The 262-nt window shown below is 62.6% G+C and carries 1 protein-coding gene; it reads right to left on the bottom strand.

Annotated features, from left to right (window positions below; all coding sequences use genetic code 11):
• Window positions 1–262 (bottom strand): MFS transporter (locus EOD29_RS32645; RefSeq protein ID WP_206520573.1); only part of this gene is annotated, 262 nt, incomplete at both ends.

Genomic DNA, 262 nt, shown 5'->3' with positions numbered 1-262 from the left:
ATGAAGCCATAGGTCAGCGGACCGCCGGCGACGAGATCGAGCGCGACGATCGGCAGCAGCGCCAGGATGGAGCTGGCGCCGACACCGAATATAAGGCCCCTGACCAGAACCTTTTCGAGATTGGGCGACATCGAGACGTAGCGCAAGCCGGCAAAGATCGCGCTGCCGAGCGCCTCACGCGGCAGAGTCGAGACCGGTGTGCTTGGCCGCCAGCGCAGCAAAGCGTAGATCAATGGGAGGTAACTCAGGGTGTTGACCGCAA

The sequence above is a fragment of the Mesorhizobium sp. M1A.T.Ca.IN.004.03.1.1 genome (genome assembly GCF_003997555.1).
Classification (GTDB): domain Bacteria; phylum Pseudomonadota; class Alphaproteobacteria; order Rhizobiales; family Rhizobiaceae; genus Mesorhizobium.
This window is presented reverse-complemented; position numbering and strand designations above follow the sequence as displayed.